General features: G+C 65.0%; 10 protein-coding genes and 1 pseudogene. 3 read left to right on the top strand and 8 right to left on the bottom strand.

The genetic code is table 11. From position 1 onward, the window contains the following. Positions 1-259, top strand: a 259-nt coding sequence (locus tag IEX32_RS19650) for a hypothetical protein (RefSeq protein ID WP_188773230.1), incomplete at its 5' end; no start/stop codon positions are given. A 231-nt stretch (positions 260-490) separates the two neighbouring features. Here IEX32_RS19650 and IEX32_RS19645 read toward each other — a convergent pair. The 4 genes from IEX32_RS19645 to IEX32_RS19630 are packed head-to-tail and all read right to left on the bottom strand — an operon-like array spanning position 491 to position 3,498. After that, on the bottom strand, positions 491-1,048 hold the full coding sequence (locus IEX32_RS19645) for a nuclear transport factor 2 family protein (protein WP_188773229.1): 558 nt from the start codon (positions 1,046-1,048) through the stop codon (positions 491-493). A 17-nt stretch (positions 1,049-1,065) separates the two neighbouring features. Continuing rightward, the gene (locus IEX32_RS19640) at positions 1,066-1,713 is read right to left on the bottom strand and encodes a carboxymuconolactone decarboxylase family protein (protein WP_229736515.1); all 648 of its coding nucleotides are present in this window, start codon (positions 1,711-1,713) and stop codon (positions 1,066-1,068) included. A gap of 8 nt (positions 1,714-1,721) precedes the next feature. Beyond that, the gene (locus tag IEX32_RS19635; RefSeq protein ID WP_188773228.1) at positions 1,722-2,588 is read right to left on the bottom strand and encodes an SDR family NAD(P)-dependent oxidoreductase; all 867 of its coding nucleotides are present in this window, start codon (positions 2,586-2,588) and stop codon (positions 1,722-1,724) included. A gap of 10 nt (positions 2,589-2,598) precedes the next feature. After that, positions 2,599-3,498, bottom strand: a complete 900-nt coding sequence (locus tag IEX32_RS19630) for an SMP-30/gluconolactonase/LRE family protein (RefSeq protein WP_188773227.1) — start codon at positions 3,496-3,498, stop codon at positions 2,599-2,601. 131 nt (positions 3,499-3,629) lie between these two features. Between IEX32_RS19630 and IEX32_RS19625 the strand changes: the two genes are divergently transcribed. Then, positions 3,630-4,898, top strand: a complete 1,269-nt coding sequence (locus IEX32_RS19625; RefSeq protein WP_188773226.1) for a cytochrome P450 — start codon at positions 3,630-3,632, stop codon at positions 4,896-4,898. Here the strand turns inward: IEX32_RS19625 and IEX32_RS19620 are convergent. The 3 genes from IEX32_RS19620 to IEX32_RS19610 form a co-directional block, all read right to left on the bottom strand. Next, entirely contained in the window at positions 4,895-5,704 is an 810-nt protein-coding gene (locus IEX32_RS19620; protein ID WP_188773225.1) for an SDR family NAD(P)-dependent oxidoreductase, read from the bottom strand. The two genes, IEX32_RS19625 and IEX32_RS19620, sit on opposite strands and share 4 nt — an antisense overlap. Positions 5,705-5,768: 64 nt before the next feature. Beyond that, on the bottom strand, positions 5,769-6,524 hold the full coding sequence (locus tag IEX32_RS19615; RefSeq protein ID WP_188773224.1) for an SDR family NAD(P)-dependent oxidoreductase: 756 nt from the start codon (positions 6,522-6,524) through the stop codon (positions 5,769-5,771). 16 nt (positions 6,525-6,540) lie between these two features. Next, positions 6,541-7,308 carry an SDR family NAD(P)-dependent oxidoreductase gene (locus tag IEX32_RS19610; RefSeq protein ID WP_188773223.1) on the bottom strand — a complete coding sequence of 256 codons (768 nt, stop codon included), beginning with the start codon at positions 7,306-7,308 and terminating at the stop codon, positions 6,541-6,543. A gap of 138 nt (positions 7,309-7,446) precedes the next feature. On the opposite strand from IEX32_RS19610, the gene IEX32_RS19605 reads away from it, so the two are divergent. Further along, positions 7,447-8,037, top strand: coding sequence for a TetR/AcrR family transcriptional regulator (locus IEX32_RS19605; protein ID WP_229736514.1), 591 nt, complete (start codon positions 7,447-7,449; stop codon positions 8,035-8,037). A gap of 266 nt (positions 8,038-8,303) precedes the next feature. Here the strand turns inward: IEX32_RS19605 and IEX32_RS20805 are convergent. Continuing rightward, positions 8,304-8,393, bottom strand: a pseudogene (locus IEX32_RS20805) (integrase); the annotation flags it as partial. Between the last annotated feature and the right edge of the window lie 100 nt (positions 8,394-8,493).

Raw genomic sequence — 8,493 nt, 5'->3', positions numbered from 1 at the left:
GATCCTTTCCAAACCGTTGCAGAAAGTCGACGTTACCCGCACGGTAAGCTTCACCGCGCCGGGAAATTACATCATCAGGCTGACCGCCAACGGGCAGCGCGACGGCTTGGTTGACCCGGACAATCAAACGCTGGCGCAGAACTACGGGGAGGTCCGCGTGATCGTGAATGCGCCGCCACCGCGCCGCGGCCCTGACGGTGTGCCTCAAGGTGAAGGATGGGAGGGAATTTCGGGAGGCGCAGCGCCGGGTGACCAATAGCCTCCAGGGGAGCTGTCGGTACTCGAGTTTAAATGTATAGTTCTGCGCTGTTGCGAATGCCGCACGGTCTCGTGGCAAACGAGAGACCGTCGGCGGTCTGCGGGTCTCGGAGCGAATGGTATCGCATGCCGCTCTTCCGGCCTGCTCGCGACAAGCCGGCGCAAGTCTGGTCGCCATCAGATTTTCGGCCTGCACCGAAGCGAATTGGCGGGACTGCCGCGACAGTCGGAGCTACTGCCACCGCGCACCCGGACCGCCAATCTTATAGGGGCGCTGGTACGACAGGTCCTCACGGTCGCGCGTGCCCTTGAGGAAGCCCTTGACCGGCGGCGAGTGCAGCCAGCTCGCGTCGCCCCGGATCGCAGCCTCGACGGTGGAGCGGCGCCACAGGATGCGCCATTCGCCGTTGCGCTTCTCGAGCTGGTCGAGATAGCGGCCGGCCGCCATCGTGCAGGTCAGGCCGTCGTGCGACAGCAGCGTGCCGACGACGTAGGTTTCGCAATAGGCGGTATCGCCGTCGATCTCGCAGGTGTGATTGGCCAGGTTGTGCTGGTTCATCGCGAACGCAGCGGCGTGGCCCTTGTTGGCAATCTCCGGATATTCGGTCGCGGGGAACGGCACCGGACCGTGCTCGTCCGCGCCCTCGGGCCAATAGCAGCTGGCCGTCAGTTCGGCATCGTGCCGGTCGCGGCCGCGGGACTCGCGGACGATAACGTCGAGGATATCCTGGCGGTCCTGCAAATGCTGGACCTGCGCCTTGAGCTGCGCGAGTTCGCTGTCGCTATCCATGCCTTCGCTCCTTTCGTTCAACGGGCTGCGAGGCCCGCGTTGTTCGCTTCCAGCCGTAAACACAGCGAGTTCTGAAAGTACGCCGTGGCGGTGAACTGGCCGATGAGGACCAGGAGCTCGAACATTTGGTGTTCATCGAACCGCTTCGCGAGTTGAGCCCAGGTGTCATCGCTCACCATTGCGTTCTTGTGCAGCTCTTCGACCGCCGCAAGGATCGCCCGCTCGTGGTCGGTCCAGCCGGGAGCCTGCAAGCCCAGGGTAACCGCCTCGACCTCCTCCGGCGTGAAGCCCATGCGCTTGGCCTGAGCGACATGCTCGCCGAACTCGTACGGCGCTTGGCAGAGCCATCCCGTGCGCAGGATCGCGAGCTTGCGGTCGCGCGGCGGCAGCACGCTGGCGGGACCCTGGAGCGGCTTGGTCACGTCCATGACTGCCTGCCACAGCACGGGGAAGCGGCACAGCGTGAACATGATCTCGGGGATGGCCTCGACCGGCGGGACCGGCATGTCGGCGCGGCCAGTGATCGCGCCGATGAGCTGCCGCGTCGTTTCCTGGACTTCGGCGGCAACGTCGGCGCGGTCGACCGGTTCGATGCGGGGCGGCTGCCCCAGGATCTCGTCGTGGCGATCCGCGATCCGGCGCCGGGCCTCGGTATTGATCGACATGGTCGGTCCTAACGGATGATGGTGGGAAAGTATTCGAAGGGTACGGCGCCGTGCGTCTCACGGTAGGACGGCGGTTGGCGGCCCTGATCGGTGATGCCGTATTCACGGGCGAGCTCGGCGCCGATGAAGGTCCTGCCCGATTTGCCGGCGAGTTCCGGATCGTTGAACAAGGCCCAGACCACGTCTCCGGTGAAGCCCGGGCTTTCCGAGATGTTCTCGAGCGTGCCGTACTTCTCGCGGTCGGAATCGATCACCGTCTTCAGGCGCTCGGTCAGCACCGCACCCATCCAGATCGAGACCGCGGCGACGTTGCTGTTCGCATAGGCGAAGTCGACCGCCATGTCGGAAGCCATCTTGTCCAGGCTTGCCTTGTGCGCACCATAGGCCGGACCCAGCGCATAGTGCACCGCGCCGGAGGCGGAGGTGAACACCACCAGAGCCTTGTCCTGCCCGATCATCAGCGGAGCCGCATGCCACGAGGCGACGTAACTGCTGCGAATGCCGACATCGATCATGTCGGCGAGCTTCAGCGGCTTTTCCCAGAAATTGCCGGGCTGGGTCAGCTCGTCATAGACTGCGGCGGCATTGTTGACGAGCACGTCGAGCCGACCCTGCTCGGCCTTGATCTGCGCAAACAATGCCTCGACCTGGGCATCGTCCGCATGGTCGCAGGCGACCGCGATGCCCTTGCCCCCAGCCTGGGTCACGGCGTCGGCCGTCTCATAGATCGTACCCGGTAGAGGGTGGTCGCCGGACGCCTTCGAGCGGCCCGTCACGTAAACAGTGCAGCCGTGTGCGCCGAGCGCGATGGCGATACCTCTGCCCGCCCCGCGGCTGGCACCGGTAACGAGGACGATGGGGTTTTGGTCGGGCATCAGTATCCTTTCAGGCGAGATCGAAGCGCGCAGGCGCAATTGCGAGGCCTGGCACGTCGGAGCGGCCCCGGAACAGGAAGGAATTTCGAGCGGTGATCTCGCCGCCCTCCTTCAGTGTGTCCCCGCCGTCGGCCGGCACCGAGTTGAAAAAGATGTCGCGCATGTCGGCGCCGCCGAAGCGGAGCTGGGTGATCGAGCCGGCCGGTGTCTCGACGCGGTCCAGCAGCATTCCGTCGGGGGCAACGCGGGTGAGGAAGCTCGAGCGGAAACCGGTGATCCAAAGGTTGCCCGCCGCGTCGAGCGCCATGCCGTCGACGTCCTCCTTCGCGAGGAATTCGGTCTTGTTCGACAGTGTGAGATCGTCGGCGACGTCGAACACCCAGGTGCCGTGAAACGTGTCGTTGCAATAAAACCTGCGGCGCGCAGCGTCGTAGGCGAGACCGTTGGTGAAGCCGATGCCCTCGGCAAGCTTGATAGCCTCGCGATCGGCGGTGAGCCGCCAGAGCTCGGTCGGGCGCGTGGCTTCACCCTTGATAACCATCTCGATGTCGTTGGTGCCGAAGAAGATGCCGCCGGCACCGTCGGGCACCATCTCGTTGATCCCGTTGACCGGTGCACCGTCCAGCGTGTCGATCAGCCAGCCCGATCGCCCCTTGGCCGGATCGTTCCACATGATCCCGCCTTCGCCGGAGGACAGCACCGCGCCATCGTGGTTCAGCATGACGCCGCCGGTCCACATCCGGCCGGCGTTGAACGAGCCGGCCGGGGTGCCATCGGGCGTCACGCCGTGGATGCCGCCGCCGATCACGTCGCTGTACCAGATGACCCCGCGCGCCCGGTCGACGGCGAGGCCTTCGAGGTAAAGGCCCGAGGCGATCCTGTCGAACGCACGGGTCGTCATGCCGGTCATAGCCATCCTCTCACCATGTCGTTCGTCATAGTGTTAGCAGCAATGGTTTGCAATGGCCTGCGAGCCTTGCTAACATAATGACGAACATCTCGCACGGCGCTGGCTCGTACGGTACAGAGCGGAGGAACTCCATGACGTCTCCGACCCCCGACTTCTTCAGCGATCCGGGAGTGATTGCGGATTCGCGCAGCTACTTCGAACTCATGCGCGCCCGGGGACCGGTCACCCCGGAAGCATTTCAGAACACATTGATGGTCACCGGCTTCGACGCCGCGCTCGAGGTGCTCAACGACAAGACGGGCGTGTTCTCGAACGCCTGCTCGGTCGTGGGGCCGATCCCGGGCCTGCCGTTCGCGCCCGAAGGAAGCGACATCCGCGACCAGCTTGAACGGCACCGCGGTGAGCTGCCCTGGGCGGACCACCTCGTCTGCATGGACGGCAAGCGCCACCAGGAGCACCGGATGCTGCTGGGAGGCCTGCTTACCTACAAGCGCCTGAAGCAGAACGAGGATTATCTGCGCGGGCTGGCCGATCGGTTGATCGACGGCTTCATCGGCAAGGCCCGGTGCGAGGTCATGCCCGAGTACGCGCACGCCACCACGACTTACGCCATTTCCGACCTGATGGGCATTCCCGAGGATGACCGGGCGGAGCTGCTCGAGCTGATCGGGGCGCCGCCGAGCCAGATCGACGGGGATGCGGTTCACAAGATCGGTCCCGATCCGCTGATCTCCATGAAACCGCGCTTCGACGAGTACTTGCGCGATCGGTTGGAGCGTCCGCGCGGTGACCTGATGTCGGACCTGGTCCATGCGACCTTCAAGGACGGCTTGCGGCCCGAATTCGATGCGGTCTCGGCCCTGGCGCGGTTCTTGTTCGGCGCCGGGCAAGACACGACCTCGCGCCTGATTGCGATGGCGGTCCTGATCCTGGCGGAAGACCCTGTGCTGCAGCAGCGGTTGCGTGACGAGCCGAGGCGCATTTCCGACTTCGTCGAGGAAGTGCTGCGCTACGATGCGCCGGTGAAGGTCGCCTACCGGCTGGCGCTCGCCGACACCGAAGTCGCCGGGGTCGCCGTGACGGCAGGCACCATCCTCACCGTGTGCTATAACGCCGCCAGCAACGATTCCGCGCATTTCGAACACCCCGAGCGCTTCGACATCGACCGTCCGAACCTGCGTGATCACATGGGCTTCGGGCGCGGTTTCCACGGCTGCCTCGGCGCACCGCTGGGCCGGATGGAGGCACGGATCGCGATCGAGCGCCTGCTGGCCCGCGCCAACAATATCCGCATCTCGGACGAGCACCACGGCCCTGCCGAAAACCGGCACTATCGCTTCGAGCCGACTTACACCTTCCGCAGTCTCGCCGAACTCCACATCGAGTTCGAGCCCGCTTAGGCCACCTCTCCGGCATCGGCGAGCAGGGTGCTGCCGGTCATGAACAGCGCCATGTCCGAGGCAGCGAAGAGCACGACCCGGGCGATGTCGTCGGGTACGCCGACGCGGCCGAGGCGCGAAGTCAGCGTCGCCGCAATCTCCTGCCGCACGCGGTCGGGAAGCTGGGCGAGCGCGGCCGTGTTGCCTTCGGTCTCGCAGAACGTGGGGGCGACGCCGAGCACGCGGATGTCGTGCGGGGCGAGCTCGATGGCGAGCTGGCGGACCAGGCCGCGCACGCCGTGCTTGGACGCCACATAGGCGGAAACTCCCGGAGCGACGCCGCTGAAGCCGGCCGTCGAGACGACGTTGATCAGCACGCCGCCCTTGCCCGCCTCGATCATGCGCCGCGCCGCTTCGCGGCAGCTCGCGAACACGCCGCGCAGATTGACCGCCATCACCCTGTCCCAGGCGTCGTCGGTCATCTCGATCAGGGGGACATTGGGATAGAGGCCGGCGTTGTTCACCCAGATATCGAGCCCGCCCAGTTCGCGCGCAGCCAGATCCGCTGCGGCCGCGATCGAAGCGCTGTCGGTGACGTCGAGCGCAGCGGCGACGACCTTGCCGCCGTAAGCTGCGCTCAGCTCGGCGGCGGCCGCCTGCGCCTGTTCGGCCTTGAGGTCGCCGATCAGGACGGAAGCGCCGGCTTCGGCAAGTCGCCGCGCCATCGCCTTGCCGAGCCCCTGGGCGCCGCCGGTGACGACGGCACTGCGGCCTTTCAGCGAAATCAGGTCGGAGAGCGCGACTTGCGTGACATCGGCGATCGCCATCGCATCAGGACTCCCGGCCGGCGTCGCTGGTGAATTGCCTCATGATCGATCTCCCTGGCTTCGACTAGAACGCAGCCCCACCGTTCACCCCAAGCAGCTGGCCGGTGACGTAACCGGCCTCGTCGGAGGCGAAGAAGGCGCAGGCGGCGGCGATCTCCTCCGCCTGCCCCAGCCGGGGGATCGGATAAGCGGCGAGGATCTGCTCGTAGGGAACCGGAAACAGGTCGCCCTCGATCGCGCGGCGTGCCATCGGCGTATCGATGAAGCCCGGCGAAACCGAATTGACGGTGATGCCCTTGGAGCCGAGTTCGACCGCCATCGAACGCGTCATCGAGATCACGCCGCCCTTGGTGGCGGTGTAGAGCGCCATGTTCGGCGCGCCGATCTGCGCGCCGAACCCCGATATGTTGACGATCCGGCCCCAGCCGGCCGCCATCATGTCGGGAAGTACAGCCTGGATCAGGAGGAAGGCACCCTTGAGGTTGACCGCCATCAGGCGGTCCCAGTCGGCTTCGGTGACCTCGCCGATCGGGGCGAAGTTCTCGACCGCCGCGTTGTTGACGACGATCGTGATCGGGCCGAAGGCTTGGCGCGTTTCCGCAACCGCCGCTTCGACCTGGCTGCGATCGGCCATGTCGGCTGCCAGCGCGATGGCCTTCCCCCCGGCTGCCGCGATTTCGGCCGCGACCGCTTCGGCGCCGGCACGATCGATATCGAGTACGCCCACCGAACGGCCGTCGCGCGCCAAGCGCTGCGCCGTCGCCTTGCCCATCCCGGAGGCGCCTCCAGTGACGATAGCGGTTCGAATATCGCTGCTCATGTCTGTCATCCTGCCATCACAGCATCGTCGTCCCGCCCTCGACGCCGATCGTCTGGCCGGTCACGAACGAGGAATCGTCGCTGGCGAGGAACACCGCCGTCGGCGCGATATCCTGCGGCTCGCCGAAGCGGCCCATGGCCACCTTCGACAGCTCGAGGTCGTATGTGCCCGAATCCTCGAGGTACCAGATCGCCTTTGGGGTGAGCGCTGAGGGCAGGATCGTATTCACCCGGATGTTGTGCTTGCCCCATTCGCGCGCCGCGGTCTTGGTCAGCGCGCGGATCGCCTCCTTGCTGGCGGCATAGGCGAGGAAACCGGGCTCGCAGCGGATCGAAAAGCCGGTGCCCATGTTGATGATCGACCCACCGCCCTGGCTGACCATGTGCGGGAAGCACGCCTGCATCAGCTGGAGCGAGCCGAAGAACGCCGACTGGAAGTCGGTGTGGCAGTTCTCCTCCATCTTGGGGTCCTCCAGGGGTAAGTAGTCGGTGAAGGTGTGGGCGTTGTTGACCAGCACGTCGACCCGGCCCCACTCGGTGAGGGCGCGCTCGACCGTGGCGACGGCGTGCTCCTTGTTGCCGGCAAGCGCCTCGATGCCGGTGGCCGTCCCGCCGGCCGCCGCGATCCTGGCGGCCACGTCGTCGAGCTTGCTCTTGGTGCGCCCGGTGATGAGCACCTTCGCGCCCTGCGCCGCATAGCCCACGGCGATGGCTTCGCCGATGCCCTGCCCGCCGCCCGTCACGATCGCCACCTTGCCGGCAAGGCGCTGCGCCGATTCTCCCATCGCACTCTCCCGACCACGCTCTGCTCGTCGATATGTTAGCACTGCCCCGGGCAAGGTCAATCGTCGTCGATATGCGCGACTTACCAGCTTTACGAACCTCCCCTCGCACGATACCCACCCCCGGATGGATAGCCTCCGATGACTACGACGAAGCCAGAACCGGCCCGACGAATGGGACCTCCGGGCTCAGAAAACTGGCATGCAATGCTCGACGGAGCTGAAGACATCCTGCGCGAGGAAGGCCACGCCGAACTCACCTCCCGCCGCATTGCCGAGCGGATCGGCGTCAAGCAACGCCTCGTGTACTACTATTTCCACACAATGGATGATCTCGTCGTCGCGCTGTTCCGGCGCCTGTCAGAGCGCGAATTGAAGCGGCTGAGGGATGCGCTCAATTCGCCTCATTCGCTGCGCGAAATGTGGAACACAAACGTCGGCAGCACCGACGCGCGGCTGATCTCGGAGTTTATGGCTCTTGCCAACCGAATCGCCGACCTTCGTGCTGAAGTAATCCACTTCATCGAGGAATCGCGCGACATTGAAATCGAAGCGATCGAGGCTGCCGTAAGGCGCAAGGCGAACAGCAACGCGATTCCGCCGGCAGCCCTGGCGATCCTTGCCAGCAGCGTTGCTTTGTCATTGAGCCGGGAGCGGCAGCTCGGAGTGTCCTCGGGACATGAGGTTGTTCTTGCGCTTATCGACGCCTTTCTGGACGAAGTAGACGACTAGAGGGCCGTAGCGCTTCCACGCAGAGGCCGCGCCCGGCGTGGGCTCGTATCGCAAGCGTGCCCGACTCCAGCACCGGAGATTCTGGCCAACTGTTGGTCGCACTGCCTCTCTGCCGGAGAAAAGGGGACGGCATGAGGTCAAGACGGCGCTGGCAGGTCCCGCCGACAGACCGGACGTTCGCTTGCTCGAAATTGCTCGTTGATAGCTGCCGGTTATTCATGCTGTTAGACCAGCTCCCCGAGGTGATCGAGGAATCGGTAAAAGTCTCAGATTTCGGTCCGTTCAGACAAGGTGAGTGCGTCGTCGATGTCGACGCCGAGATATCGGACCGTGTTCTCGATGTTGGTATGCCCCAGCGGCCACGACTCATAATGCACCTCATCTTAACTCATTGAAAGGCAAAGACCTGCTGATCAGGATTTGATGTTAGCGGAGCCGCCAACAGTTTCCTTCTGG

The sequence above is a fragment of the Novosphingobium endophyticum genome (assembly GCF_014640675.1).
In the GTDB taxonomy this organism is placed as follows: Bacteria; Pseudomonadota; Alphaproteobacteria; order Sphingomonadales; family Sphingomonadaceae; genus Novosphingobium; species Novosphingobium endophyticum.
The sequence above is the reverse complement of the archived record's forward strand: the minus strand, read 5'-3'. Positions and strand labels throughout refer to the sequence as shown.